The 25,306-nt window shown below is 37.7% G+C and carries 26 protein-coding genes; 9 read left to right on the top strand and 17 right to left on the bottom strand.

Features of this window, described 5'->3' with window-relative positions; translation table 11 throughout:
* Positions 1 to 49 precede the first annotated feature (49 nt).
* Positions 50 to 403 carry a winged helix-turn-helix transcriptional regulator gene (locus tag NXS00_RS23200; RefSeq protein WP_258101676.1) on the bottom strand — a complete coding sequence of 118 codons (354 nt, stop codon included), beginning with the start codon at positions 401 to 403 and terminating at the stop codon, positions 50 to 52.
* A 123-nt stretch (positions 404 to 526) separates the two neighbouring features.
* On the opposite strand from NXS00_RS23200, the gene NXS00_RS23195 reads away from it, so the two are divergent.
* Entirely contained in the window at positions 527 to 898 is a 372-nt protein-coding gene (locus tag NXS00_RS23195) for a DoxX family protein (protein ID WP_258101675.1), read from the top strand.
* 184 nt (positions 899 to 1,082) lie between these two features.
* Here NXS00_RS23195 and NXS00_RS23190 read toward each other — a convergent pair whose 3' ends face one another.
* The gene (locus tag NXS00_RS23190) at positions 1,083 to 2,024 is read right to left on the bottom strand and encodes an NADP-dependent oxidoreductase (protein WP_258101674.1); all 942 of its coding nucleotides are present in this window, start codon (positions 2,022 to 2,024) and stop codon (positions 1,083 to 1,085) included.
* A gap of 110 nt (positions 2,025 to 2,134) precedes the next feature.
* Between NXS00_RS23190 and NXS00_RS23185 the strand changes: the two genes are divergently transcribed.
* A complete protein-coding gene (locus tag NXS00_RS23185) occupies positions 2,135 to 2,980 on the top strand; it encodes an AraC family transcriptional regulator (RefSeq protein WP_258101673.1) in 846 nt (281 codons plus the stop codon).
* 1 nt (position 2,981) lies between these two features.
* On the opposite strand, the gene NXS00_RS23180 is transcribed toward NXS00_RS23185, so the two are convergent.
* From NXS00_RS23180 to NXS00_RS23165, 4 genes are all read right to left on the bottom strand, one after another.
* Positions 2,982 to 3,917, bottom strand: coding sequence for a hypothetical protein (locus NXS00_RS23180; protein ID WP_258101672.1), 936 nt, complete (start codon positions 3,915 to 3,917; stop codon positions 2,982 to 2,984).
* An 8-nt stretch (positions 3,918 to 3,925) separates the two neighbouring features.
* A complete protein-coding gene (locus tag NXS00_RS23175; protein ID WP_258101671.1) occupies positions 3,926 to 4,954 on the bottom strand; it encodes a cytochrome-c peroxidase in 1,029 nt (342 codons plus the stop codon).
* Positions 4,941 to 5,765 (bottom strand): MbnP family protein, encoded by an 825-nt coding sequence (locus NXS00_RS23170; RefSeq protein ID WP_258101670.1) that lies wholly within the window; start codon positions 5,763 to 5,765, stop codon positions 4,941 to 4,943. The genes NXS00_RS23175 and NXS00_RS23170 overlap by 14 nt, the downstream gene beginning before the upstream one ends.
* A 130-nt stretch (positions 5,766 to 5,895) precedes the next feature.
* Positions 5,896 to 6,246: a hypothetical protein gene (locus tag NXS00_RS23165; protein ID WP_258101669.1), complete on the bottom strand. Its 351-nt coding sequence runs from the start codon at positions 6,244 to 6,246 to the stop codon at positions 5,896 to 5,898.
* A 200-nt stretch (positions 6,247 to 6,446) separates the two neighbouring features.
* Between NXS00_RS23165 and NXS00_RS23160 the strand changes: the two genes are divergently transcribed.
* Together NXS00_RS23160 and NXS00_RS23155 are read left to right on the top strand one after the other, a co-directional pair.
* Positions 6,447 to 9,692 carry a DEAD/DEAH box helicase gene (locus NXS00_RS23160; protein ID WP_258101668.1) on the top strand — a complete coding sequence of 1,082 codons (3,246 nt, stop codon included), beginning with the start codon at positions 6,447 to 6,449 and terminating at the stop codon, positions 9,690 to 9,692.
* Between the two features lie 98 nt (positions 9,693 to 9,790).
* Positions 9,791 to 10,906: a hypothetical protein gene (locus NXS00_RS23155; protein WP_258101667.1), complete on the top strand. Its 1,116-nt coding sequence runs from the start codon at positions 9,791 to 9,793 to the stop codon at positions 10,904 to 10,906.
* A 1-nt stretch (position 10,907) separates the two neighbouring features.
* Here NXS00_RS23155 and NXS00_RS23150 read toward each other — a convergent pair whose 3' ends face one another.
* From NXS00_RS23150 to NXS00_RS23130, 5 genes are all read right to left on the bottom strand, one after another.
* Positions 10,908 to 11,504, bottom strand: coding sequence for a methyltransferase (locus tag NXS00_RS23150; protein ID WP_258101666.1), 597 nt, complete (start codon positions 11,502 to 11,504; stop codon positions 10,908 to 10,910).
* 62 nt (positions 11,505 to 11,566) lie between these two features.
* Positions 11,567 to 13,015: a B12-binding domain-containing radical SAM protein gene (locus NXS00_RS23145; protein WP_258101665.1), complete on the bottom strand. Its 1,449-nt coding sequence runs from the start codon at positions 13,013 to 13,015 to the stop codon at positions 11,567 to 11,569.
* A 67-nt stretch (positions 13,016 to 13,082) separates the two neighbouring features.
* Positions 13,083 to 13,796 carry an FkbM family methyltransferase gene (locus NXS00_RS23140; protein ID WP_258101664.1) on the bottom strand — a complete coding sequence of 238 codons (714 nt, stop codon included), beginning with the start codon at positions 13,794 to 13,796 and terminating at the stop codon, positions 13,083 to 13,085.
* Between the two features lie 63 nt (positions 13,797 to 13,859).
* Entirely contained in the window at positions 13,860 to 14,753 is an 894-nt protein-coding gene (locus NXS00_RS23135; RefSeq protein WP_258101663.1) for a glycosyltransferase family 2 protein, read from the bottom strand.
* The gene (locus NXS00_RS23130) at positions 14,746 to 15,930 is read right to left on the bottom strand and encodes an MATE family efflux transporter (protein ID WP_258101662.1); all 1,185 of its coding nucleotides are present in this window, start codon (positions 15,928 to 15,930) and stop codon (positions 14,746 to 14,748) included. The genes NXS00_RS23135 and NXS00_RS23130 overlap by 8 nt, the downstream gene beginning before the upstream one ends.
* A gap of 98 nt (positions 15,931 to 16,028) precedes the next feature.
* On the opposite strand from NXS00_RS23130, the gene NXS00_RS23125 reads away from it, so the two are divergent.
* Together NXS00_RS23125 and NXS00_RS23120 are read left to right on the top strand one after the other, a co-directional pair.
* Positions 16,029 to 16,778, top strand: coding sequence for a glycosyltransferase family 2 protein (locus NXS00_RS23125; RefSeq protein ID WP_258101661.1), 750 nt, complete (start codon positions 16,029 to 16,031; stop codon positions 16,776 to 16,778).
* Positions 16,765 to 18,414 carry a glycosyltransferase family 87 protein gene (locus NXS00_RS23120; RefSeq protein ID WP_258101660.1) on the top strand — a complete coding sequence of 550 codons (1,650 nt, stop codon included), beginning with the start codon at positions 16,765 to 16,767 and terminating at the stop codon, positions 18,412 to 18,414. Before NXS00_RS23125 ends, NXS00_RS23120 begins: the two co-directional genes overlap by 14 nt.
* On the opposite strand, the gene NXS00_RS23115 is transcribed toward NXS00_RS23120, so the two are convergent.
* The 4 genes from NXS00_RS23115 to NXS00_RS23100 are packed head-to-tail and all read right to left on the bottom strand — an operon-like array spanning position 18,384 to position 23,019.
* The gene (locus NXS00_RS23115; RefSeq protein ID WP_258101659.1) at positions 18,384 to 19,754 is read right to left on the bottom strand and encodes a B12-binding domain-containing radical SAM protein; all 1,371 of its coding nucleotides are present in this window, start codon (positions 19,752 to 19,754) and stop codon (positions 18,384 to 18,386) included. The genes NXS00_RS23120 and NXS00_RS23115 overlap by 31 nt on opposite strands.
* Entirely contained in the window at positions 19,751 to 20,542 is a 792-nt protein-coding gene (locus NXS00_RS23110) for a class I SAM-dependent methyltransferase (protein ID WP_258101658.1), read from the bottom strand. The genes NXS00_RS23115 and NXS00_RS23110 overlap by 4 nt, the downstream gene beginning before the upstream one ends.
* A 5-nt stretch (positions 20,543 to 20,547) precedes the next feature.
* Positions 20,548 to 21,999 carry a B12-binding domain-containing radical SAM protein gene (locus tag NXS00_RS23105; protein WP_258101657.1) on the bottom strand — a complete coding sequence of 484 codons (1,452 nt, stop codon included), beginning with the start codon at positions 21,997 to 21,999 and terminating at the stop codon, positions 20,548 to 20,550.
* Positions 22,000 to 23,019: a hypothetical protein gene (locus tag NXS00_RS23100; RefSeq protein ID WP_258101656.1), complete on the bottom strand. Its 1,020-nt coding sequence runs from the start codon at positions 23,017 to 23,019 to the stop codon at positions 22,000 to 22,002.
* Between the two features lie 311 nt (positions 23,020 to 23,330).
* Between NXS00_RS23100 and NXS00_RS23095 the strand changes: the two genes are divergently transcribed.
* Complete coding sequence (locus NXS00_RS23095; RefSeq protein ID WP_258101655.1) at positions 23,331 to 23,717, top strand: cupin domain-containing protein; 387 nt, start codon at positions 23,331 to 23,333, stop codon at positions 23,715 to 23,717.
* A gap of 16 nt (positions 23,718 to 23,733) precedes the next feature.
* On the opposite strand, the gene NXS00_RS23090 is transcribed toward NXS00_RS23095, so the two are convergent.
* Both NXS00_RS23090 and NXS00_RS23085 read right to left on the bottom strand, forming a co-directional pair.
* Positions 23,734 to 24,252: an SRPBCC family protein gene (locus NXS00_RS23090; RefSeq protein ID WP_258101654.1), complete on the bottom strand. Its 519-nt coding sequence runs from the start codon at positions 24,250 to 24,252 to the stop codon at positions 23,734 to 23,736.
* On the bottom strand, positions 24,245 to 24,571 hold the full coding sequence (locus tag NXS00_RS23085) for an ArsR/SmtB family transcription factor (RefSeq protein WP_258101653.1): 327 nt from the start codon (positions 24,569 to 24,571) through the stop codon (positions 24,245 to 24,247). The genes NXS00_RS23090 and NXS00_RS23085 overlap by 8 nt, the downstream gene beginning before the upstream one ends.
* Before the next feature lie 118 nt (positions 24,572 to 24,689).
* Here NXS00_RS23085 and NXS00_RS23080 point away from each other — a divergent pair, with 118 nt between their 5' ends.
* Both NXS00_RS23080 and NXS00_RS23075 read left to right on the top strand, forming a co-directional pair.
* Positions 24,690 to 24,989 (top strand): DUF3817 domain-containing protein, encoded by a 300-nt coding sequence (locus NXS00_RS23080; RefSeq protein WP_258101652.1) that lies wholly within the window; start codon positions 24,690 to 24,692, stop codon positions 24,987 to 24,989.
* Positions 24,990 to 25,110: 121 nt separating this feature from the next.
* Complete coding sequence (locus NXS00_RS23075; protein WP_258101651.1) at positions 25,111 to 25,266, top strand: hypothetical protein; 156 nt, start codon at positions 25,111 to 25,113, stop codon at positions 25,264 to 25,266.
* Positions 25,267 to 25,306: the final 40 nt, after the last annotated feature.

The following is a 25,306-nucleotide window of genomic DNA, read 5'->3' as shown; positions in this document are numbered from 1 at the left end:
TCAAACAAAACGATCAGACTCTGACTATAACTATTTGTATGATTAAGCTCTAGTCCTGCATGATTCGTTTACGATGATTGTATCCCCATTTGGCCAGAGCCTCTATTACTTCATGAAGCGTCTGCCCATACTCTGTCATCGTATACTCTACCGTGACGGGGAACGTATCATAAACCGTTCGCTTGACTAATTGATTCATTTCCAAATCACGTAGCTCCTTTGACAACATCCTGTCAGTGATCTTGGGAATCTCCTTAGATAGATCCGAAAACCGCTTAACACCATGCGTTAATGCGATAATAATGGGGATTTTCCACTTGCCACTGAGTATTTCCAATGCATCCTGAACTGGAAGCATCATTTTGCTACAGGTAACACGGTCATGTTGTACTTTCTCTGTCATAACTGTAAAATTAGCGTATGAACCCATCCTATACCAAAGTATAGCACTATACTCCAGTATAGTACTTACGAAAGTATAGCAACTAGAAATAAGTTTGCACAGAAATAACTATTACAAACGATTATGACTAAGAAAATTATTTACTGGGCAGCAACTGGTCTACTAGCAGCAATGATGTTGTTCAGTGCGTATGCATATTTTACCAATCCAGAAATATCTGAAGGATTTGCCAAAATGGGATTTAAAGATTTCTTCCGAGTTGAATTAGGCATTGCGAAGTTTATTGGAGCAGTTATCTTACTGATCCCAGCAGTGCCTCAAAAAGTTAGAGAGTGGACTTTCGCAGGGTTCGGAATCACTTTTATTTCTGCTTTCATCGCTCATTTATCTAATGGAGATACTTTAGGCGGATCCATCGCTCCAATCATTGCCTTGGCATTGCTGATCGTTTCCCATGTGTTTTATCATAAGCTATACAGCAAGACATCAAGTTGATCAATCATCAATGTGAGTATGATTATTCAAAGTCAATCATATCGCTTAAAAAGTTACTTCTGTAATGAATAAGACTTTAATCAAACTCCCCAAACCCCTCTCTTCGGCAGGGAGGGGCTTTTACTACTAAAATTTCTTTCATTTAAAATTTGAGTTAGTTCACAATTCCTCTTTGGGATTGGTATCACAAAACAACCACTACCTTCCCTACTGTTCTACCGGTTTCTACATGCTTATGTGCCTCGAACATTTGCTCAAACGAATAAGTCTTAGACAAATGAGCCTTGAGAATTCCCTTCTCTAGCCACTCAGCAATTATTTTCATATCTTCACCGCTAGACTGCACCAAAAAGAAAAACCCATTAATATCTTTTGCTTTGGCTTTTTCAGTTATTTGTTCGCTCAGACCTGATGGAATACTGATCATAGTCCCACCCTTTTTTACAACTTCGAGTGAACGATCTATCTGATCACCTCCTATCGTTTCTAAAACAAAATCCAGATCATTCACTACCTCCTCAAACTTGACTGATCGGTAATCGATGTGAGCATCCGCTCCTAGTTTCAAAACCAAATCCTTATTGGCAGCAGAAGAAGTACCTGTCACATGAGCTCCTAGGTGTTTAGCTATTTGTACAGCAAAGTGTCCAACTCCACCAGCGGCTGCATGAATCAACACCTTTTGTCCTGCCTGTACCTTGGCTTGTTGAACCAGTCCCTGATAAGCTGTCAATGCAGCAAGAGTAGCAGCTGCAGCTTCTTCATGTGAAATATTATCAGGTTTTAAAGCTAAATGACTTGCAGGTGCAGCTACATATTCGGCGTAGGCCCGACCATGACCTGGAAAATTAACCATCCCGAAAACTTCATCTCCGACCTTGAAATCAGTCACTTCCGTCCCTACTTCAGAGACAATTCCCGAAATGTCCCATCCAAGAATCAATGGCTTAATTTCTTTCAAACGTCCATAAACTCCTTTTCCAGCACGGCTTTTCGCATCAACAGGATTGATACTAATCGCTTTGATCTGAACGAGTACTTGATCAGGTTGGATCATTGGTTTCTCAACATCCGATAACTGTAACATATCGGCTGCTCCTGGGTCACTTAATATAAATGCTTTCATATTCTTATAGATCTAATTAACAAACTGAAAGGCAAAATTATACTGACTAAACACAACTTTACCAGTAAATACTTTCTATAAATCTGTACTTTTGGACACAAATGCAAGAAATGACAAAAGAGCACTTATATCAGCCATTTGAAATCAGTCATGTTACATTAGATCAATGTCCAAAGTTAGAACATCGTCACACGTTCTTTGAGTTGGTATACGTACTCGATGGAACCGGTACGCAGTGCATCAACAAAAGTCAGTTTAGTTATCGGGCAAATCACATGTTTCTATTGACCCCAGAGGATTGCCATTCTTTCAATATCAAAACTCCCACAACATTCTTCTTCCTAAGATTCAATGACATCTACCTCAAGGAAAGTGGTTTATCAGGTCAAAACATGATACACCTGGAATACATTCTGCAAAATGTCAGCCATAAACCAGGCTGTATTTTAAGAAACCTCCCAGATAAAAAACTGGTGCGACCAATTGTGGAAGCGATTATTCGAGAACGTGCCAACAAGGATCTTTACAATCAACAGCTAGTGGAGCAACTGGTCAATACATTGATTGTGGTAGTCACCAGAAATATTGCCAAATACTTACCAGAGACAATCGGAGAACATACCGATAGTAAAGCCATAGATATTTTGCAGTATATCCATAAAAACATTTACTCTCCAGAGAAAATTAGAGCCAAAGTAATCGGTGAAGTTTTCGGTATTTCCGAAAGGTACCTAGGGCGCTTTTTCAAAAAGCACACCCAGGAAAACCTTCAGGATTATATCAATAACTACCGCCAAAAACTCATAGAACACCGACTAAAACATTCCGACTTGCGGATCGGTGAAATCGCCAATAGTCTGGGATTCACCGATGAAAGCCACCTCAACAAATTCTTCAGAAAACATCGTGGAGTCAGTCCTATGGCTTATCGGCAAGAGTTAAGAAAAAGTGCATGAGTTATTCTTCCTTTTTTGACTGAATACTCCAGATCACCCCCACAGAAAACCTCCCATTAGTCTGAATAGTGGCAACTTCATCAGAGTTGTAAGACTGATGCAACGAAGCCTGAAATTCCACATTCAAGCTCAACTGCTGCCAATAAACCTGAGCACCAACAGTAGCAAATAAGGCTGTACCACCGGTATTGATCTGCTCCACTTTACCTTCATAATGATGCTCTGAGAACTCATAATATCCTCCTGCATAAGGCAAAAAACCAATCACAGGACTTTCCAGATATCGAAACAGATAACTACTAGCGTTAAACTGATTACCAAATCGATAATCCTGATCATTTGTTCCGTTCATTTTATAAGACGCCTCAGCATTGACTCCCCAATCATTGAAGCTGACTGTGTAATTGGCCGAAAGCAAATAATCCACACTTCCTGAGCCCATTTGAAAGTTTCGGTTGATAATCAAACCATCATCCAATTTTTCATATTCCCCGAATGGCAATTTCACTCCTCCTCCTATCAAAAGTGAATTTTTCCAATTGGACATTTCTGTTCCAGTATTGAAAGCAGTGAAATAGAGCATCGCCACAGGATCACCAACACCACTGGTAGACACCTTTTGGTGAGAACCATCCATCTCATTAATCAAATACGGCAACTGCGCATTGAGCTTCAATCTGGGAAGCAAGCTCACCCGGCCAATGATATCAATACGCTGGTAAGAGTCATCTGAATATTCGTCACCGAAGTATTCGCTATCGTGAATCATCTTTGCATGAAAACTTGCATAGCTATACTTCACACCTACCAGATGCTGGAAGTGCTGCGGCAAAATGCCGTATGATAGGCCTCCCAATCGACAACCACACACATCACATGCATTGGATGACAGTGAGAAGACTGTAATAGAAATTAAGAATATATATATACGCTTCATAGGAAGATTTAATGAATGAAGAATTTAGGATCGCGGGTAAAATCACGATCGGTCAAAGTCTTTAGAAATGAAATGATTTTAGCTCGCTCGTCATCGGAGATACTGATTCCACTCTTTAATGATGGATCTAATGTTTCGTAAATTTGAACACCAGAATTATAGTGTTTCAACACCTCTTCTAGTGTTTCAAACCGTCCATCATGCATATAAGGAGATGTTAGCTCCACATTACGCAAACTCGGCACACGGAACTTCCCCCAATCCTGACTATTTTCAGTAATTCGGTTTCTTCCAGAATCCAATGGCATAGCATCCAGACCATTGTTTCGATAACTAAAATCAGATTGCAACACTCCTGCGTGACAGCCCTCACATTTTGACTCAAACAACTCCATTCCAGCCAATTCTTCACTACTCAGCACCTCTTCACCTTGCAGATACTGATCATATCTGGAGTTGTCCGAAATCATCATGACCATAAACTGTGATAGCGCATGAAGCATATAGGGAGAAGTGACTTCATCCATATCAAATACATCTTTGAACAAGGCACGATAAGTTTCACTTTTATTGAGCTTGACTATCACATTTTCAATGGTTTCATCCATTTCAAATTCAGTCTCTATGGCATTAAGCGGAACAAAATCCAGATGAGTCACCCCTCCATCCCAGAAAAACTCTGGAAGAAAAGCCAAATTGGCTAAGGAAGGTGCGTTTCTTATCCCTTCACGATCTTCTACTCCCTTGCTCAATGGATGCTGTTGTGAATCAGCGAAAGCTGTACCCTGCTGATGACAGTTACTACAAGCCACGCTTCCATCTCTGGACAGTATAGGGTCATTGAACAGTTTTTCACCCAATAGAAACCCCTTCTCTGTCACTGGGTTATTCTCCAGAGTATATGTAGCCTCTGGAAAATGTGCTGGCTGATAAAACACATAGGTATCATCAATTTGCATTTCCGAATCCTGACAGCCAAACACAAAAAGCAACAGCCCCCAAACAGGGAGCTGTATTCTCTTCTTACTGATGTACATGGTCTACAACAAATGCAGATTCCAGATTATCAGCAAACAATCTACCTACTGCAGGCGAATGAACTTGAGGAGTAGCAGTAAAATCAACATCTCCCAAGATCTTCTGAATATCAGTAACGATGTGAATTTCAGGCTCTAGCGTACTGTTCACTTGCATATTCACATCCAGATTCAAAGTAATTGTTTTCACATTGTTATAAAACTTCTGAGTTGTTCCATCCTCAGGAATAATATCCTTCCAACCACCTATGTGAATGGCGAACTCACTCTCATCGATCACGCTGGTCTGCCCTTCTATGGTCATACCAATGTAACCGGCGTTCCAATTCCAAAAAGGAGCTCCATTTGCAGGATCAAGAATACCTCCTGCTGCACCTTCCTGCACGCCTTCTTCATCAATGCCCAGATTGAATGTAATCTGAGTGTAAGTCCCCTTAGGAACGTTTGTCAACTCTATCAATTTACTAGCATTGTCGGACTCATGAATGAAGTAATAGCCTTTGATTTCGTCTGCATTGGCACTTACCTGCAACTCATCTTCAAAAATTTCTCCGTTTTCACCCGTCAAGATGATTTTGCTTACATAATACTGTACACGTGTCAGGTTAAATTCTTGTCCACCCGTAGTGTTGTAAGCATAACTGGTAGAAGCTTCGCTTTCTAGATTGACCTGAGATGTACCAACGAAATTATCGAATTCTATAGCTACTGAACTTCCAAGTTTTGTTTGTGGGTCTTCTGTTTCTTCTCCACATGAAATAAATAGTACTGCCATCGCTAAAAGAGCGATTGTTGATTTTAATGTTTTCATCTAAGATTTAAGACATAAGCGATCAGTGGAATTCATTAGATATAATGATCCCAATGATTAACTTGTGTTAATTAATAATTTGAATAATTAATGCCGTGAAGAGTTTCACGGTTAGTTTAGGAAGAAAACATTAGCTCCGAGGTGGCTGCCAGTTGGAAGGACTGTATGTGGATTGGTAGAGATTGATGTATGTGCCCACGGCGCCAGTTACCAATTGATGTTTATTGCATTGAATTTCATACAGTTCAAAATACAATGATGGAGCATCAAAATTGTAAACATAGTGACTACCTTCATCTGAGTCTGAATCCTGTACTTCAAAGTCACACGTCTTACCACAGACAGTAATTTGACGACCTGCAATGGTCAAATACTCTTTCGTATCCGTACAGAAGTAGTTTTTATAAATCTCCTGCAGAGAAAGCGAAAATGTACTCACCAGCACATACACAAGGATCAATATGACACCCAGTCTTTTCATCAATTCGGCAAATCTATGATAGAATTTAAAAGAGCAAACCCAATAGCAGGAATTTTTGTTCCTCGAACGATTTCTCTTTCTATCTTTAACCTCTTAAAATTTCAGCCACTATCAATACCCAAAAGCTTCATCGTTTCACGCTGGAAACTACTGTTTCCGCAATAAGCCATCAACATATCTACCAACACATGATTGGTGATATGACCAGCCTTAATGTAGAAGTTCAGGCGGCAGAGATAGACCAGCTCGTTGTACTGGTCACTGGAGATCACATGCACCATGCTGTCTCCATTCAACAGCAAATGGGAGAAACACTTTTGATCTGCGATTGTGGGTTGGAAGCGAAAGGACTCTGTAGTCATCAAACAGCCATCTTGTTAGCCCTCATCAAAGACTCCAACCTGATGCTGTTCTTTGATTTGAAAATGAGACAAAACTACCTCAAAAAGCAAGCCTATGACTATGGGTTGGAAAATGAAGATGATTTAGATGAACACTTTGACATTCATTATGATCATAATGACGTCTCTGCTACTCCTAAAAACACCTCCTTAATACCAATCACCGGAAAGCATTTAGCATCACTAAGCAATTCCGTATTGAAAGATAGCTCCCCGTCCTTTAAAGAGCCAGATCAGGCTAACATAGTGGTACTAAAACCGCATAAATATTATCAGGCGCTACAGGTGGAATTGTGCACAGTAGAATTGGCTAAGAACGGCAAACTCAAAAACCCGATTGAAGCGCTGAAAGTAGAAGACAAAATCTGGGAATATGGTGACACCAACACGTTGAAATTTCTAATGGCAGTGGCCAGACTGCAAAAGACGCAGGACCAGCTAAATAACCTGGACATTGAAGCGCTCAAAGTTTTGGTCAAAAACGATCTACACCACTCTTTCTACTACACTCAGGATAAAACCAAGCTAAGTGCTTCTTCACTGAAACCAGTTGAATTAAAACAGCTTTATGATAATTTCCGACTGGAAGTGAATCAGTTTAAAGACACATATGACATCAAAGGTGTAGTAGACCTCAATGGCCAAAACCACTCCATTTCTGAGCTTACCACCAGGCATCAGTGCTTTATAGAAATACACAAGATCTGGTATTTACTCCCTTCCATTGCCGTTATTAACACGATCAAAATACTGAAGGAAAAAGGTGGGCAAATGGTGGTCTCAGCTTCTGGATATGAAGAGTTTAAATCTCAGTTTCTGAATAAGATCGACAGCCAGATACGCATCGATTATAGTTTCATTAAAAAAGCCTCTCCAAAACAGCTGGCGCTTAGTGAATACCTGGAAGATAAAGAACAACTAATCTACTTAACCGATCATGGAAGTCATGTTATGATCATTCCAGTGATGCGATACAGTGATGTGGAAATCTCCGTAAGAACTAACAGACAGATTTATGGCAGAGACGAACAAGGTCATGAATTTCTAGTGGACCGAAACAATGATGCTGAAAGTGATTTATTGGCTTTATTAGTCAAGCAACATCCGGACTTCAATGAGCAGTTAGAAAACCCCCTTGATCACTTCTACTTACACAAGCGCAAGTTTCTCGACGAAAACTGGTTTTTGCCTGTTTTTGAAGAATGGGAAAAACATGATATACGAGTATTCGGATTCAACGAGCTGGAAGGTCACAAATTCAACCCACACAAGCCGAAGATTGACATCAAAGTTCACAGTGGATTGAACTGGTTCAATGCTGAAGTGAAAATGAAGTTTGGCAAGAAGAAAGTGGGTCTCAAAAAGGTACAGGTTGCTGTCAAAAACAAGAGCAAATACATTCAACTCGACGATGGCTCATTGGGCATCATGCCAAAAGAGTGGTTGGACCGGTTTGAAGATTTCTTTACAGCAGGTGATATCTCCGAGGAAGATCTAATCACAATACCAAAAATTCATATCTCAGATGTGGAAGAGATGTTTGAGCAAGAAGAATTAGATGAACAGGTAATTGATGAGATTCGAACCTTCCAAAACAAAGTCAAGAACTTCACTGAGATTAGCGAAGTAAAGCAACCAGAAGCCTTGAATGGCACACTGAGACCTTATCAGCTGGACGGATTGAAGTGGCTCAACTTCCTAGATGATTTCAACTTTGGTGGCTGCTTAGCAGATGATATGGGACTCGGCAAATCCATTCAGATCATTGCCTTTATGCTCCTGCAGAATGAGAAAGTAGAGCGAAACACCAACTTACTGGTTGTACCCACAACACTCATCTTCAACTGGCAGGCAGAACTCAAGAAATTCGCTCCATCACTAAGTGTTCATACACTTCATGGATCTGATCGTATGCGAGAGATCAAAGGGTTGGATAACTTTGAAGTGATCATCACCACTTATGGTACTCTCCTAACCGATATCAATTATCTGAAGAACTTTGAATTCAATTATGTATTTCTGGATGAGTCCCAGAGGATTAAGAATCCAAATTCACAACGCTTCAAAGCTGTGAAAATGCTGCAAGCCAGAAACCGTGTAGTTATTACAGGTACACCGATCGAAAACAACACATTTGACTTGTATAGCCAGTTTTCTTTTGCATGTCCTGGACTATTTTCTACTAAGCAACACTTCAAAGAGTTATACTCTGTTCCTATCGATCAATTCAAAGATCAACGCAGAGCCAAAGACCTTCAAAACAAGATCAAACCATTCTTACTTCGAAGGACCAAAGATCAGGTAGCCCGAGAGCTACCTCTCAAAACAGAGACTGTCCTCTACTGCCCGATGGACAAAGAGCAACGTGACACCTATCTTGTTTATGAAAAGGAATTCAGGGAGTTTGTCTCAGCTACGGAAGCCGAACAACTCAAAGACGCTACCATGCACGTGCTGCGAGGGTTAACAAAACTTCGTCAGATCTGTAACTCCACCAAGCTTCTTAAGAGTGATGAAGTGGTAGGACAAAAAACGTCTTCAAAAATAGAAGTCCTCAAAGAGCAAATAGAGCTGAATGCGCCACACCACAAAATGGTCATCTTCTCACAGTTTGTAAGCATGCTGGAGCTGATACAAGCAGAGCTTGCCTCCATGAATGTAAATCACATCATTCTCACAGGTAAAAGCTCCAACCGTGAGGCGATTGTAAATGAGTTCAGAAACAATGATGATGTACGAGTTGCTTTGATCAGCTTGAAAGCTGGTGGAACAGGGCTTAACCTGGTAGAAGCTGACTATGTCTATCTGGTGGATCCATGGTGGAACCCGGCAGTAGAAAATCAAGCCATTGACAGACTACATCGCATTGGTCAGGAAAAAAACATCACAGCTATCAGGCTAATCTGTCCAGATACTTTAGAAGAGAAGATCATGGAGCTACAGCAAAACAAAAAAGAACTCACCAGCCAAATGATCGGCAATAATGATGGATTCTTCAAAAGCTTAACCAAGAAAGAGTTGCTGGGATTGGTGAGTGTTTATTGAGGCTAGTTACTGATTACAGAATGCATTATATTACTGGTATGAGTTCAACCTCCATAAATCGTTTCTGGTTACTCAGGGTCTTCATTTTTCTAAATGCAATGCTTGTCATCTATGCATGCTCTGAGCAAATAAACTCTGACGATATATCACCTCAAGACTATGAAAAGATCACATTAAGAAGTTTCAGCAACTCTTTTGAAATGAGTGATTCTGAAGTAATTGAAGGACTAAAGTGGTCATTATCATTTTTAGGTGCAACACTACCAAAAGATTCAATCGGAATACATTATGTGGGTAATAACAAAATTTCAGTTGATTTAACCAAACTTGGCTTCACTGACAATGCCTTAGCATCAATGAAGACAATTATCAAAGAAATTAAGACATGCGAAAGTTATATTCAAAATGAATACATAGATATTGGAAGATTCATCGTACTCACTCTAAATAGCTCACATCACTATTATGAAATTACCGGAGTTGCAAAATCACTAACTGAGTTTAGATCAAAACATCAATTTGATCAAGAAGTTTTCGTGATCAACTCTTCTATTTCGAAGGTCGACCGAATAATTGAAATCGCCCATTACAATAATCCTAATCAAATTGCTTATTTGTGTTCGGAAGGAATGGGATCAATTGCTGAGGGGAGTTTTAAAGTTGAAGAATATGAAACAGTCGAAATTATGGACAATGGACAATTTAGATTCGCCTTATATGACCTTGACGGACGACTGAAAACAGCGGCAAATAGCTCATTGACCAATGCAGGGAAACCGGCCAAGTGTTTATGGTGTCATGAAACAGTAGTACAGCCTTTCTTTTCTGCTGACCCTGTTTTGAATACTGAAAGCACTTTAACAAAGGATGAATTCTCTCAAATAATTAATGAGCAGATGGGCATGTTATCGGATTACAGAAAAACTCTCCATTCACATATTGATTTTGAAAGCAAACAGAATCATTCATTTGCTGAATTTCTTTATATCGATTTTATGGAGCCAACAATTGATCGATTGATGGAAGAATGGTCAATGACTGAATCTGAAGTTAATGAGTTGGTTCAAGGCCTGCCAACATATTCTCAGACCGAATCAGGCCATATGGGAGTATTCAAGCGTAGTGATGTAGATAACGTTCTCCTTAAAGAAGTTTTGAGGGTACCGGATGAAGCCAGAGAATACTCGTCCTATGAACCCAACTTTTTCAATTAAATTAAGCCACCCTGAAAAATTGAAAAATATAGTTTTCCTCTCCCCACTTACTTTCAGAATAAATCTGCTGATTGGCAAAACCACTGTTTAAAGCAATTGATTTTATTTTAGTGAGATCACAGTCTTCCGAGAGTATCATTAATATTTCTGGCAAAGAAGAAACATTTCCAAGTTGACCGAATAAATTGTCAAAATATTCAAAATTTGCACCACAAAACCAAGCAGCTTCAGAATCATTATTTGGCTCTTTAGGATAGTAAGGAGGATTAATCAGTATCATATCAAAATCACTAATAGCGATGTTTTCGAAAAGGTCAGAATGAACAACATTAATCTCAAGCTTATTCCTTTCAGCATTCAGCCTCAACCCTGCAATGGCTGCTTGATTGATATCTGAAGCTGTAACCTGTGCCCCCTCTCTTGAGCAATAGAAAGAGATCAATCCAGATCCAGCCCCTAATTCCAGAATTTTCAACTCCGACAATTGCCTAGTCTTTAGATATTCTAAAAAAACATGAGTACTAAAAAAAAGTCCCGGATGAAATACTCCATTCAATATTTTTAATCGAATACCTTCGTAGCTATAAAACGGATTCATTCTTGAGTAAACCTGATAGATGCGACTCAACACAGGCTGAAGCAGCTTCATCACTCTTTTAATCACGACACTTCCATTTCAAAACCTTCAATTTCTGGCCTCCTATATTTCAACCACACTTTCTGCAGAACTTTGAGTTCATATGGTCTCCTATAAAGGTTGTTTTTGTATCGGAAGGAAGAAAGTTGTTTCATAATCTTTCTTTGATCATTCGTTATTCTAAGGTCTGATACCGTTGGAAATCGAGCATTAAGAACCGTTTCGAATCCCTGGATTTTATCCACCATATATGGTTTTAGCCAAGGAGTTAGTGGGTTGCGCCTCAAGTCAAAATTCTCCCAATCAGGATTGAGCCAATCTTCCAGCTTTTCAGGAAATGCAAATCCAGCTTCTTTAACCTTTTCATAGAGTTCAGAGCCCTCTGTTGGCACAGGACTGTAGAGATAAATGATTACCTCTGTATTCGGATTTATTTCCTTAATTTCTTTAATAAATGCTATGTCCGAATCAATTTGGGCATTGACTTCTTGCTCCGTATCCAGCGGAATACCAAGCACAAAACTATACTCTGGAATGATGTCAAACCTCTTCATTCGGGCTGCAAAATCTTTGATTTGCTGTGAGGTTTGAGTACCACCTTTGTCCATTTTTTTCAGGATTTCATCATTACCTGTCTCTGCTCCAAAGAAGATCATTTTGCAACCAGACTCCCGCATTAGTTGCAGCGAGTCATCTGAATATTTATTGATAGTATCAATCCGTCCTTCACCCCACCATTCTATATTGTGTGGTTTGATCAACTTAGAAAACTCTACCACCATCTTTTCATTGACAAAGAAATTATTGTCATGAAATTCCACAGCATCAGCACCATGCTCCTTGATTAAGTACAGTACATCTTCATATACAGTCTGAGCAGACTTACCTCTCCACCTTGCATTGTAAATAGGTACAACAGCGCAAAACGAACAGGTGAAAGGACAACCAAAACTTGCATGATAAGCAGCTGTACGTTTACCCAAAAAGGTCTTTTTGAGATATCCCGATAAGGGATAAAATGAATCTAGTTTTTCATACGGAAGTCTCGGCAAGTTGTCCTGATCTGAAATGAATTCCTTATGTGTAATGACAATTTCGGAACCTTCCTTATACATCAGGTTATGGATAGACTTCAAATCCCTCTCATCGTTAGATAAGTTCTTAAGCAAAGCCGGGAACGCGTGATCTCCTTGTCCATTGATGATAAAATCGACAAATCCAGAGTCTAAGGCAGTTTTATATTGATTCGAAGCAAAGTATCCACCCCAGATGATAACAATATCTGGATATTCCGTACGAATTTTTTTACTATATGGAATCGCCTGCTTGAGTTGAGGCCCTGGCATTACGGTACATCCAAAAAACCTAAACTCTCCTCCTGACAAATAGCCGTCAATAACATTCCATGGATCGTTTTCTCGATTTCCATCCACAATAACAAACTCAAATAGTCCATCGATTGATGCTGCCACTTGTAGAATGGAGTTAGGTATCCTATAGCCATTTTTGGCTGCAAAGGGATTAAAAAGAAGAACCTTATCACCCATTACTTCTCGGTTTCACATACACATCTCCAGTCAATGACTTGACGTCTAAATCTCGAATAAAATGTTTCATCTTACCAGCTTCAGCCCAATTAAATAGTTCAAAATAATCATTTTCATACAGAACCAAATTGTAAATGCCTTCCATGGACTCCTCAATCCTATCAATAGACTCTAGCACGACTGATTTGAGCTTATAATTGTATTCAAATGAAACAATCGGGATTTTATAAGAAAGACCTTTGAACACCTCCAGTTCAAAGCCTTCCACATCGATTTTACAAAATTTCGGCATACCATACTGTTCAATAAGTGAATCAAGCCTTGTCATCTGAACTTCCTCTGTACTCTCCCAGGTAAATGGAGAACCCTCAGAATATGCTTTGATAAAGTCTTCAGAAAAAGTCGAGATTTGCGAAACATTTGCAATGTGAATATCAGCCATTGTCTCTTTACTACCTATTGCAACAGGAAGAATCTGAATATTAGAATTTGAAGCAAACTTCTTGTTCAGGTAAGCCACACATGAGCGCTGCGGCTCTGCAGCAATAACCTTGGCTCCAAGACTCAGAAAAACATCACTTTTGGCACCTACATTCGCCCCAATATCAAAACACAAATCGCCATTATTAATGAACTGAGAATAGAATCTCTTCTGATGTTTTCTCTTAGAATGCTTTCGCCAGAGATGAACTACTTTTTTCAACATTCTTTCTAAAATATTCGCTCACAACAATATAAGAATTCTTGATGTGCTATTCTAATCATCTAATCAAATCAAACTCCTTGTTAGCATAAAAAAATGCTTCAAAGACATTGGTCTAATTTTATGACAGTCAACAAAGAGGCTGAATTTTTCAGCCATTTTTAACTCATGCTTACCTTGCATCAAACAACTGTAAATGTGATTTATGATAGACTGATTATATGTAGATCTATCAATGTGGCCGTTATCATGAAGATCATCAATCATTTTAAATTTCTCCTTGAATAGATTCAGAATTGTGGTTTGACTACTAATATTTGCCTGATGCTTCCTTATCGTAACCAAAGAATCTAGATATACAACCGTTTTATGATGAACCAGTATTCGGCCAATAAAATCAACTTCTGAGATGCTTGTAGTAGTACTAAATCCTTTTACGTCCTTTAAAACGGAGCAATGGATCAATGCGGTGGAAATGTAAATGGAGATAGTATTCATCAATAAATTTTGAAGGATGTATTGAGACCCATTTTGATTTGATTCTGGATTAATCAGTTTCGTCTCTATCGTTTCGTCTGAATCAAGAATATCATAACTACTGATGACAGCATTTGCCTCGGTTTGGTTTAGGTAATTTAGTTGTTTCGCCAACTTGTCACGCTTCCATACATCATCAGAATCCAAAAAAGCAATATATTCACCTCCACATCTTTCCAAGCCGATATTCCTAACTGATGAAATATGGCCAATGTGATCAATTCTATAATAGTCAAGCCTAGGATCTCTTACACTTCCAATCAATTCTTTAGTCTGATCAGTAGATCCATCATCAACGACAATTAACTCAATGTTGCCATAAGTCTGGGACAACACACTATTGACAGCTTCGAGTATATATCGCTCACGGTTGTAGGTAGGAATTATTACAGATATCAAAGGTTGATGATCCTTATCAGTCATTTGAATGCTGTGTTTTGTAATCTAAAGAAAGAAAGCACATCACTGCTAGTATCTGGCCGAGCACATTTGTCCAAATGGCTCCTGACAAATCGTACTCCAAGACGAATAAATAACCTAAAGGAACTTGTACTAACAGGATAATCAGTGGAATAATTGCAACGGCTTTTTGTTTATGAAATCGATATAGCTTACTTATAGATATCATATAAGCACTAAAAGAAATAATTATAATAACACCTAAAAGGTAGTAAAGACCAGGGAGGGTAAACTGATAATAAAACTCAATAATTAGGCGAACTATTGATAGATAGACGAACCCAAAAATGATTGTTGCAAGTACAAAATTCCTCTGCAAAACATTAATAGATTCTATTTTCAATCTATAAAAATTCTTTAAGTAAGGATTCATAGTAAAACTGATCATATTGGTCCCAAAATCCAGAACTCTAAGAAACAAGTGATAAACAGCTAGCGTTTGGTCACTCAAAAAAATGGCTACCAAATAGGTATCGATTTTTTTTTGAATTATTCCAATAATTGACGGGATTACAAACGATGAAGACCTAATCAATTCGCTTCTATCATACTTCCAGTAACTAAATTGTAAGGTCTTGTTATAACGAACCACATAGGCCGAAGCTTTAATGAATTCGGCGAGCATTGTTCCGACCAACAGGGTTTGAAGATTTATGTCTAATCCTCTTATTAGAACTAATATTGGTAAAACACTGCTAGCTATGCATTCTACAAAAAATGCATACTTAAAATTCTTTTCATAGAGAATCAAAACCTGAAACGAATTTGATATGAAGTGAGCTATAACCCAAAAGGCAACCAAAAGTTTCAATGACAAACTGAATGGCCAAACCACTAATAAAAAAATCGAGGAAATTAAAATCAGTAACCTATTAGAAATATTGACATTCCAGCACTTTACCATTTCTTTTGGACTTTCACTAAAGCTTCTAAGCAAGTAATCCCTATTTCCCCAGCCTGTTACCAAATTAAGCAACTGCACAACGATCAAAACTTCAACATACTCTCCCCATAAAGATGGTTTGATTTGAAAAACCAAGTATGTCGTATACAGTGAAACAACTGTACTTACAGTTTGACTTCCACCGTAAAGTGCAGCCGTACTAATTCTTAGTCTTAATTTCTTACCTAGATTTTTCATTCAGGCAATAGCGTGCGGTCATTTGGCCGTTTTATTCAAAATTGAAATATAATGGATTAACCTAATTATCTTAGTTACCGAATCTAACTATATATTTTTTGAATCAGAGTCAGAAAAAGGTAATCGTAGTACTCCCCGCTTACAATGCCTCAAGTACACTTCGCAAGACAGTAGAAGAAATTCCAATAGACTGGGTTTCTGAAATAATTTTAGTAGATGATGGCAGTACTGATGATACGGTGGAAATAGCTAATATGCTCAAAATTTCACACATCATCCAACACTTAAATAACAAAGGCTATGGAGGCAACCAAAAGTCATGTTATAAGAAGGCTATTGAATTAGGTGCTGATATCATCATCATGCTCCACCCGGATTATCAATATACTCCTAAATTACTTCCTGCGATGATTCAGATTATCAACAGCAATCTTTACCAAGTAGTGTTGGGCTCTCGAATTTTAGGAAATGGAGCATTAAAAGGAGGTATGCCTGTTTATAAATACATATCAAATCGTGCATTGACATTCATTCAAAACCTTGCTACTGGTGCTAAACTATCCGAATACCACACTGGATATAGAGCATTTGAGGTATCTGTTTTGAAACAGGTTAATCTTGATGAAAACTCAGATGATTTCATTTTTGACAACCAAATGCTATCTCAAATTATCATGGCTGGTTATAAAATATCTGAAGTCACTTGCCCTACAAGATATTTTAAGGATGCCTCATCAATAAGCGCTCTTCGCAGTATTAAATACGGCCTTGGTGTTCTTTTGGTCTCTGCTCAGCATCTTTTACACAAAACAAGGCTGATAAAGCATAGGCGATATGAACAAAAGTAATTATCTAGACTCACTCAATCGATTTAAAAGAAAATTAGTCTTCATCCCACTGATATTAATTTGTGGCCTATTTTACTTGAAGTCCTTAAATTTTCCACTACATGATTATTCGAATAGCTATTTTCCTTCAACACTTCTGATTGATGGCATTCAACCCGAGAAAGTCGTCTTTGACATCTATGATTTCAATACATATGCATGGAATAAAGGATACCCGGAAGTCTTTATTGATTTTTACCTAAACAGTCCGTTCACATCCACATTCTTCTACCCTTTTGCACTAATTGAAAATGCCTATTTATCGAAAGCAATATTCAATCTACTGAGTATAGCTATTCTATTGTTAGCTAGTTATTTAATGTTTAAACAGCTTTCCGTAAATGGCTGGTTAATTGGAATTATCCCTTTGATTTTCATAATACCCATTAAAAATAATTTATTATTTGGACAATCCTATTTATTAGTATTCTCACTGATTGCTTTAGGATTTCTTTTAATAGATAAGAAAAACCCTCGAATTGGCCCAGGACTATTTGTATTAGCTGGGTTTATTAAGGTATTCCCAATCCTTTATGTTCCTGCTTTAATTGCAAACAAGAAGTGGAGCTCATTGGTATGGACATCAATATCTGCATTCCTACTCCTCACAATTTCAATAATGCTTGGTGGATTTGGGTTTTGGGAAAGCTGGCTGACTGATGTACTTCCAAATGCCTCTGCAAATGAAAGTTCTATCGATTTCGATTTTCGAGCTCAGTCTTTTGATGTATTGTGTAAATCGCTATTCATATATGACCCATATTATAATCCGAATGTATTATTTGAATCACCCATACTCTACAGAACTTTAAAACTCTTAATTAAAGGTGTGATTATCGGAGTTGCTGTATATGCAAGTGTTATTAACCGCACCCATCTTTTCAAATTATTAGCTATTTGGATTGTTACGGGTTTTTTATGGCAATCTAGGACAGCTAGTTATGCGCAAATTATGTGGTGTATCCCATTAATCGTATATCAAACAGAAAGTCCGAGCATAAAGAAGACTATAATTTTTGCTATACTAGTATTTTCCATAGCAAATGTTCCTTACCCTCTTTTTGTAAACATGCCAATTATTTTTCAATATGTAAGGTTATGGTTTACTGTTGCAGGCTCTATAATGTTTCTTGCACTGATACTTCCTAAGCTGGACTATAGGTATATGTTAACTGGCATAGCTTTTATACTACTCATCAACTACAAAAACTTGGACAATGAATTAATTGACCACTCAGAATATGTATTATCCAAAAGGGAGCATTTCATTGTACATGATTTTGGAGTTAGAAACGATCAATTATTCTATAACGTGATTACTGCTGGTGGAAGCTTACAAATTGAAACAAACATCAAAGTATTTGCAAATGACACTTCACGATGTTCGATTCGGAACAACCAAATTTATCTGGACAATAATCAAATAACCTTTGATCCTTCCTTAAAGAAAAAACCAATGATCATCAATAATGAAGACATATATTATCTAACTGACAGAAGATCAAGAAGAGGTGCGTTTACACTAAAAAAAATCAACATTTCAACCCAATTGAACAAAAATTTGACTCAGTCTTTATATACCTTCATACCTAATTGACCTATGAATGAATTTACTTTAAGCTTAAATTTTCGCTTATTGAAAAAACCATTTTGTTTTTCATAATTCACTTCACTCACCACCCACTTTAATGCATAGTCATAGTATTTAGAAGAATAGGTTCTTTTAAAATCTCTATCTCTATCTGTTGATGTCGCCCAATTTGGCTCTGCAGACTGTATGGATGAAATCTCTTCATATAGTGCAGTTCCTTTTATAGGATAGGCCTTAGTAATGGTAAAATGATCCGGGTTTGATTCCTTTAAATGGCGCAAAGTTTCTTTAATATCCTCTTCTGTTTCTCCAGGATAACCCAACATGATAAAGGTCCCCGCTTCTATTCCAGCCTTTCTAGTTTCCTGGATCATTTGACGTACCTGATTCACAGACACTCTTCGATCCATTGCATCAATTATTCTTTGAGACCCACTTTCAGCACCAATCCATACCCTGAAACAGCCTGCACGCTTTAACAATGAAATAACTTCCTCATTCATTCTATCTGCACGACTGATACATTCAAACTTTAGTTTAATTTCTCGTCGCTCCAATTCCTCTACAAACTCTACAAGCCATTTATGGCTTACCGTAAACACATCATCGACAAACCAAATCGTATCTGGGTTATAAGTATTCTGAAGAATTACAATCTCATCAACCACCTTTCGTGGTGACCTTCTACGATAACTCTGTCCATAGACTGCAGTACTACACCACTTACAAGTGTAAGGACAGCCCCTTTGAGTACTTACATTTAAGGCGCTTTGCCCATGGTGTTTTTTCCATACATCGAGATACTTTGCAATATCGATGGAATGGCGATCTGGTATTGGCAACTCATTTAGCTCTTTGAGCTTTTGTCTTGCCTTTGTTTTTATAACATTCCCACCCTGTAAGAAAGCTAATCCATCAACTTCATTAAGATCTAGCCCTTTATCAACTGCATCTGTGAGCTCCAACATGGTTTGCTCACCCTCACCTATAACTAAAACATCCGCTCCGTGCTTCAGATAATCTTCCACATTATAGGTAACATCGGGACCACCTAGAATTATTTTAATGTCCGGACAAGTAATTTTAACCTCCTTAATCAATTCAAGAATAGTAACCTTGGTCATCAAGTTGGTGTATAATGCCAGAATATCTGGTTGAAAATTATTAAGCTCTTTCTTTAAATTGGAACGATTTGAGAACGTACTATCGAAAATGAATGTATCCACCCCTGCTTGCTTGAGGTATGCTGATATATACAACAAACCTAATGGAGGGTAAGGTCGCATGATTTGTTGTTCCTTCTCATCCTCGTGTAGGAAGTAGCCATGTGTAAGAAATACTTTCATTTTAGCACATATTGAATGAGGTAATGATCAGAAACAAATGCTTGCCAACCATATTTAGCCATTCTATTATCAACGTCAGAAAGGTTTTGGAGTATTTTAGGATATTTTTGAAAGTAATTTTCTAAATATGAAGGTGGTACAGACAACCCTATCGGCTTCAATTTCTCCCGAAAAAATCTACCTCCCTGATTAATTAACCTGTCAAACACATGTGGAGAATAGTAATAGGTCTTTACTTGCTGTCCAGAGACATTTGCAATCACATATTTTTTCCTGCGTCTAAAGGCAGTGAACAAACTCAGCTTAGCCAAATAGTATACTGACTCCCATAAGCAGAAAGAAGGCATTACTACTGCAATAAAATGGCCTTTAGGGTTAAATAACCTGGGTAACTCAACTCCAAGTTTCTCCATTGCTTCTGGTGCAATACAGTTCAGACCTCCAAAATTGGAAAATATCAGATCAAAAGGCTCGCTCTGAAGGTTTTGAATCTCATTTAAGTCTAGAACCTCGAACGAGATAGCTGTTTGACTATTCTTGAACTGCGCTACTTCTAGCATCTTTTCTGAAACATCAGTAGCCACAACTTGACACCCTTTTGAAGCAAAAAAGCGAGCATCTTCCCCTGTCCCACAATTCAATTCCAAAACCCTCAAGGGCATATCATCTGCTCTTTGTGCTATTAGCTCGTACACATAAGTCCAGACTTGCTGTCTTTGAGCAATACCAATGCTGGTTTTGGTAAATTCCTCATCATAGCCAATAGCTGCCACATCAAAATCTGCCATAGCCATCAACTGAGTCTAGATAATTTCAAGTAATTAATACCCGCTTTGGAAAAATTAAATCCAAGAGAAGCCAATTTTCTCAAGTGCCAAAACCTTAAGTTTAAAGGAGACGATAAAACTTTCTTTAATAGTATTAAATTCTTCTTAATGGTATACCTGTTATGTAAATAGCGATGAAGCACTTTGTAGAAACCCTTTTGATAGGTGTTTTGAAACATCATATCCAAATCATCAGAATCAACCCAATTAGACTTCTTCTTTAAATCTTCTTTGACTACATCATAAAACTTGGTCCCAGGAAGAGGATAAGACACTGAAACTCCTAAGTTCTCTGGCATCATCTCCAAAACCAGATCAATAGTCTTTTGAATATCTGATTTTGTCTCTCCTAAATAACCAAACTGTATAAAATAAGCTACTTTAACTGCTTTTGACTTAAGTAACCTTGTGGCTTCCTTAATCTGCTCAATGGTTGTTCCCTTGTCCATAGCATCAAGAATATCTTGAGACCCAGATTCTGCGCCAATCCACACCTCGTCCAATCCCGAATCTACCAATGCTTGAATATTATCCTCTTGAAGTAATAAATCAGCTCTTGATTGTATCTTATATCTAATTTGAAGGTTTCTTGATTTCAATTCATCTCGAAAGGCCTGTACCCACCCCGGCTTTAACCCAAAAATATCATCACACATCCAAAAATGATCAACTTGATGATTTTTAACATGAAACTCGATTTCATCAACTACTTTAGTAACCGAACGAACGTTGTAACGTTGCCCATATATTGGCTTAGCACACCAGTTGCACTTATAAGGACATCCTCTAGTAGTAGCTATATTTAAATAATAGATATCCTTTTTATCTAACCAAACCCTCTTGTAGGGCTCAATATTAATCAAATCCCAGGCAGCCATCGGAAGGTCATCAAGACGACTGTTTGCAGCGCGAGGTGGTGTTAATTTCACTTCACCATTATCTAGATAGGCAACACCCTTAACTCCAGAAACATCTCGATGAGAACCTATAGTATCTAACAACTCCAATAAAGTAAGTTCACCTTCACCTTTAAGCACATAATCTGCTCCATTGGCTAGATATTTCTCCAAATGATCTGTTGAATCAGAACTACAAGTGATAACCTTTATTCCCATATCGCTTGCGAGTTTCTGCATTCTAAATGCAGCCTCACGCATAGTAGTAAGACACATTTTAGTCAGGTAATTAAACCCATCATCAAAGATCACAAAGTAATCAGGTTTGTAGCTATTTAAAACAGCCTCTATTTCCTCTTCAGACCGCCTTAGTCCTACATCAAATAATTGAACGTCATACCCATGATTTCGCAATAATGCGGCGGATGTAATCGTCATCAATGGAGGATATGGCTCTGCCATTTTCCATTGTTTTTCATCAAACCGATAAAAATATGAGTGACTAAATAAAACCTTTTTCATTCAATCTGCATATTTAGATATGTAGCCTTGGTAAACCATCCTGTCATTCTCTGGATCTAAGCTCTTGGCTAGAGAAGAATTGGGAAAGAGAAATGCAATGAGTTCTTCGTCATAATAATCTGAATAATATTCATTCAGCAACTCAGTGAAACGTCTAGAAACTTGAATTTCATACCCACCATTAGGATTAGACATTCTTCGAAGGTTGTATTTATATGAATTATCAAATTCGGATCTAGGTAGTGTCAGAATCCTTAATTCAAACTTTTTGAGCGACCTAAGTAAAAAATAGGTATAATAAAGCGCTTTATTAGGCAATTTTAAAATCAGGTTGAATATTTTTCGATCATTTCTAATAACTCGACTTCTGACATTGATTTCTAAGTCATAATAAGCGCTTACCCACAAATTTTGCATCAGGACTTCATTTTTACCCATAGGCCCACAGATTTTCAATAAGTTGTTCAATTCAGTGCTTGTATAGAAACTTTGATTCGTTATCCCTAAAAAATCCTCTTCTGTACAATAATTGAAACAATAAGTATGCTTCCTGAATATTAAATGATAGAGATTATTAAAAATCCTTTCAAAAATTAAAAATATCCAAAGAGTATTCCTGGCGGTAATGACGTAAAAGTCAATATCAATATTCCCTTTATTAAATCCTACTTTATCAGCAGTAGGATTTTCTGCAGCAATTGAGCCTGATATTCCTACAAACTTAATGAATGGAATACTAGCTAAGAATCGAGTTACTCCTTTCAACGAATCCAACAATTTCCTGGTTGTTTCTGATTTGCCGGGTTGGTTTTTAATGAACTGCTCATTTCCGCTCCTAACCAAATAGCCATTTTCAGAATAAAGTGTTCCTTCCTCGATCAAAGAATAGATAGACAAATCTATTTCAGATAGGTTTTCAGATTTTACCCACCTTTTTAAATCTTTTATTAAAACAGGAGCCTGAAAAATCTCTCTGTAGCATACATGTATAATTATCCACGTCTTTAGAGGTATATGCATTATTCTTCATTATGAATTATTCAATAACAAAAACACCATTTAATTAAATGGCGATATGCAACCTGTGAAACCTAAATGTTGTGGGTGATTTACTTCGGCAACAGATTTAAAGATAGTCGATTTATTGAATTTATGAAGATTTTGGAGCTCTAAAAAGCCAAAACATAATTAGACATCTTTCACCCTTACTTCTCAAGCCACTTACTGAACTGAATCTTCTGAGAAAGATTCTTATATTCCATTCATACTTTTACACCAACATTATTTATCCTCGCCAATCCAATAAGAAGTTTTCAAAAAACACACTCTAAATGAGCACAGAGAAAAGATTATCCGGTAGAGTAGAAAAAGGATGGGGATACGAACTCATTTGGGCCACAAACAATCTCTATTGTGGTAAGCTAATGGTTTTTGAAAAAGCTGGCAATAAATGCAGTATGCATTTCCATAAAGAAAAAGATGAAAGTTGGTATGTCACCGACGGCAGATTCCTTCTGCGCTGGATAGACTCAGAAACCAGCGAAGAAAGAAGTCAAGAACTTTCAAAAGGAATGACCTGGAGAAACCCTCCTCTCCAACCTCACCAGCTAGAGGCCCTGGAAGACAATAGTGCAATGATGGAAGTGAGTACTCCAGACAGTATAGCAGACAACTATCGCATTTCACCAGGAGATAGTCAATTAAAAGAAGACAAATAACCAAGAATTTCGAACCTCAAAGTTTTGTCGCATATTCCTCTTCCAAAGGCATATGCACTCTCCAAAACCCTTTTGGCTCTGCCCCGGCAACAACATCAACCAATATATCCAAATGAGTATGCCACCCAGCAAAGACACCAATTTTGTAATCTCTAGAGTCTTGCAAACGTTCATGAGTCAACGTTAATAACACCTGATTTTCAGCTATTTGCTCGAGATCAAAGGTTACCTTCCCTTCCCAATCAATGACCAATAGTGAAGGTGGCACAGCTTTAAGAACAACAGCCGAAGACTTACTGCCATCTTTCATGTTCTGATATTTCTCAGGAATAGGATCATTTTCTTTAGATAACGACTGATGATGAAAGTTTAACTCCATTGCCCCTTGAGGATTTAGGTCAATGGCACCTGAAGCAAACCACTTACCTCGTAGTTCCGAGTCAGTTAGGTATTGCCAAACTCTTTCAATTTTACCAGACAATAACCGCTTAAATTGGAGCGTATTTTGATCAATTAATTCACCGTAATTATTCATTAGTTTGATTTTTAGATTCTTCACTTAAAAGGAACTCCAACTGATCCAGACTTTGATTCCAAAAGGCTTTGTATTGATTGATCCAGTCAGCCAACTCTTTCAAAGCTTGTGGTTTTATCTGACAAATACGTTCTCTCCCTCTTGACTCAATAGCGATAACCCCACATTCTTCAAGGACTTTCACATGTTTGGAGATCGCTGGTCTGCTGATTTCAAAGTTTTCAGCAAGATCATTTAGACGCATGCTCTTGACAGTAAGCATGTGAACAATCGACCTACGTGTTGGGTCTGACACCCCGACAAATACATCTCTAGACATAATGTGTAACCATTTAGTTACAAGATAAGAAATCCCAATTGAGTAACCAAATAGTTACACGTATTTAAACAGTACATAAACATGTTTGCCTTTTATATTTGCGCACAAAAAACTGCTCATGAGTATTTCATCTCCCATTGACCGCTTTAGAATTGTTGCTTATTTAGAAGGTATTAGCTATTTGTTATTCGCTATTACAATGCCTTTGAAATATGGAATGAACATCAAAGAACCAAATATGTATGTTGGTATGGCGCATGGCATACTATTTATAGCTTACACGATTATGTGTATTCAATGCATCGTCTTCTACGAATGGAAATTTAAGAATGCTTGTATTGCCTTGATAGCTTCACTAATACCGTTTGGAACATTTTACGCTGACAAAAAAATCTTCCGAAACACGAAAAATACCTAGACGCATTCATCGGGTAAATCACCTAATTCAACGGAAGTATTAAATATTTCATCTGCAAATAGCTAAGTTTAGTACAATATTTTCTATCTTTATTACTATCAGCTTAAAAAGACAGGAAACCATGAACAAATTACTTCAGTTATTCGGATCAAAATCGCAGTTTATTGTCAAGTTTAGTGATGACATGGGCAGTTATGTAGTGATTAAAAAAGGTCAGGGCATTCTTTATGCTGGACCTAAAGCTCAATGTCAGTCATTTGTACAACAGCATAGTTAAAAACCTACACTGTTAAGCATTTCTCCTAATTACTGATCTA

Source organism: Marinoscillum pacificum, from assembly GCF_024714495.1.
GTDB classification, from domain to species: Bacteria; Bacteroidota; Bacteroidia; order Cytophagales; family Cyclobacteriaceae; genus Marinoscillum; species Marinoscillum pacificum.
The sequence above is the reverse complement of the archived record's forward strand: the minus strand, read 5'-3'. Positions and strand labels throughout refer to the sequence as shown.

Coding starts and splice junctions, on each gene's coding strand:
- NXS00_RS23140 (WP_258101664.1), bottom strand. CDS start 13,796: ATGTTGAAAAAAGTAGTTCATCTCTGGCGAAAGCATTCTAAGAGAAAA.
- NXS00_RS23115 (WP_258101659.1), bottom strand. CDS start 19,754: ATGAAAGTATTTCTTACACATGGCTACTTCCTACACGAGGATGAGAAG.
- NXS00_RS23150 (WP_258101666.1), bottom strand. CDS start 11,504: ATGAATCCGTTTTATAGCTACGAAGGTATTCGATTAAAAATATTGAAT.
- NXS00_RS23080 (WP_258101652.1), top strand. CDS start 24,690: ATGAGTATTTCATCTCCCATTGACCGCTTTAGAATTGTTGCTTATTTA.
- NXS00_RS23175 (WP_258101671.1), bottom strand. CDS start 4,954: ATGTACATCAGTAAGAAGAGAATACAGCTCCCTGTTTGGGGGCTGTTG.
- NXS00_RS23130 (WP_258101662.1), bottom strand. CDS start 15,930: ATGAAAAATCTAGGTAAGAAATTAAGACTAAGAATTAGTACGGCTGCA.
- NXS00_RS23180 (WP_258101672.1), bottom strand. CDS start 3,917: ATGAAGCGTATATATATATTCTTAATTTCTATTACAGTCTTCTCACTG.
- NXS00_RS23155 (WP_258101667.1), top strand. CDS start 9,791: ATGCTTGTCATCTATGCATGCTCTGAGCAAATAAACTCTGACGATATA.
- NXS00_RS23135 (WP_258101663.1), bottom strand. CDS start 14,753: ATGACTGATAAGGATCATCAACCTTTGATATCTGTAATAATTCCTACC.
- NXS00_RS23090 (WP_258101654.1), bottom strand. CDS start 24,252: ATGAATAATTACGGTGAATTAATTGATCAAAATACGCTCCAATTTAAG.
- NXS00_RS23120 (WP_258101660.1), top strand. CDS start 16,765: ATGAACAAAAGTAATTATCTAGACTCACTCAATCGATTTAAAAGAAAA.
- NXS00_RS23200 (WP_258101676.1), bottom strand. CDS start 403: ATGACAGAGAAAGTACAACATGACCGTGTTACCTGTAGCAAAATGATG.
- NXS00_RS23105 (WP_258101657.1), bottom strand. CDS start 21,999: ATGAAAAAGGTTTTATTTAGTCACTCATATTTTTATCGGTTTGATGAA.
- NXS00_RS23170 (WP_258101670.1), bottom strand. CDS start 5,765: ATGAAAACATTAAAATCAACAATCGCTCTTTTAGCGATGGCAGTACTA.
- NXS00_RS23095 (WP_258101655.1), top strand. CDS start 23,331: ATGAGCACAGAGAAAAGATTATCCGGTAGAGTAGAAAAAGGATGGGGA.
- NXS00_RS23100 (WP_258101656.1), bottom strand. CDS start 23,019: ATGCATATACCTCTAAAGACGTGGATAATTATACATGTATGCTACAGA.
- NXS00_RS23110 (WP_258101658.1), bottom strand. CDS start 20,542: ATGGCAGATTTTGATGTGGCAGCTATTGGCTATGATGAGGAATTTACC.
- NXS00_RS23075 (WP_258101651.1), top strand. CDS start 25,111: ATGAACAAATTACTTCAGTTATTCGGATCAAAATCGCAGTTTATTGTC.
- NXS00_RS23190 (WP_258101674.1), bottom strand. CDS start 2,024: ATGAAAGCATTTATATTAAGTGACCCAGGAGCAGCCGATATGTTACAG.
- NXS00_RS23185 (WP_258101673.1), top strand. CDS start 2,135: ATGACAAAAGAGCACTTATATCAGCCATTTGAAATCAGTCATGTTACA.
- NXS00_RS23160 (WP_258101668.1), top strand. CDS start 6,447: ATGACCAGCCTTAATGTAGAAGTTCAGGCGGCAGAGATAGACCAGCTC.
- NXS00_RS23085 (WP_258101653.1), bottom strand. CDS start 24,571: ATGTCTAGAGATGTATTTGTCGGGGTGTCAGACCCAACACGTAGGTCG.
- NXS00_RS23195 (WP_258101675.1), top strand. CDS start 527: ATGACTAAGAAAATTATTTACTGGGCAGCAACTGGTCTACTAGCAGCA.
- NXS00_RS23165 (WP_258101669.1), bottom strand. CDS start 6,246: ATGAAAAGACTGGGTGTCATATTGATCCTTGTGTATGTGCTGGTGAGT.